The organism is Paenibacillus sp. OT2-17 (assembly GCF_009827695.1).
GTDB lineage: Bacteria > Bacillota > Bacilli > Paenibacillales > Paenibacillaceae > Paenibacillus > Paenibacillus polymyxa_B.
The window spans coordinates 1-829 of record NZ_WUDQ01000941.1 but is presented as its reverse complement, the minus strand read 5'-3'; the positions used below and the strand labels follow the sequence as shown (position 1 = coordinate 829).

The following is an 829-nucleotide window of genomic DNA, read 5'->3' as shown; positions in this document are numbered from 1 at the left end:
CACCTGATTCTCAGCATAGTTCGCGGGGAGAATGGTCCCACAAGACATCAGGACATAGAAGATGAGAACCAGGAACAGAGCGAGCGCAATCGTCCCGATACAGAACATAACTAAATAACCCAGAAAAATGGTTCGTAGTTTGGTTGTCTTGCATGCTTGCTGTACTTTGGTTACTTCCATCGGTACCCGATTCCCCAAACCGTCTCCACTGGCGAAACCTCTACTTTGCCAAGCTTGGCTCGGATATTTTTAATATGCTCCACGATGGTGGCGGAATCGCTGTCCCCATCCAAGCCGAAGACAGCTTCGTAAATCTGCTCTTTAGGGAACACCTGTCCCCAGTTCAGGGCTAGAAACTTACATATCTCATATTCGCTTTTGGTAAACGGGACTACAACATTCTGAACGGTGATTTCCTTGCCGGACAGATTGAAATGAACTTCCCCGATGCAGAATACATTACGCCGTTCACGATTCTCCCGTCTGAGATGGGCGTTGATTCTTGCGCGCAACTCTCCAGCACCAAACGGCTTGACAATATAATCGTCCGCCCCTTCCCCAAGCCCTAACATCACATCGTTCTCCATGGATTTTGCGGTGAGGAACAGGATCGGGCAGTCTATTTTGCTGCGAATTTCCCGACAGAGTGTGAACCCGTCCATGGTAGGCATCATCACGTCAAGCAGGATGAGGTCAAAGGCTCCAAGCTGCATAGTGAGAACCTGTGGGGAGTCGGAGACCACCGTGACAACATGGCCATCTTTCTGCAAAATATTTTGAAGGAGTGCCAAAACGGCGGGTTCATCATCAACGGCCAACAAGTTTGCCA

The 829-nt window shown here is 49.3% G+C and carries 1 protein-coding gene and 1 pseudogene; both read right to left on the bottom strand.

What is annotated here, in order from left to right:
- A pseudogene (locus GRP75_RS30205) lies at positions 1-180 on the bottom strand (HAMP domain-containing sensor histidine kinase); the annotation flags it as partial.
- A partial coding sequence (locus tag GRP75_RS28325) for a response regulator transcription factor (protein ID WP_160791044.1) occupies positions 171-829 on the bottom strand: 659 nt, incomplete at its 5' end. The pseudogene GRP75_RS30205 and the gene GRP75_RS28325, both read right to left, overlap by 10 nt.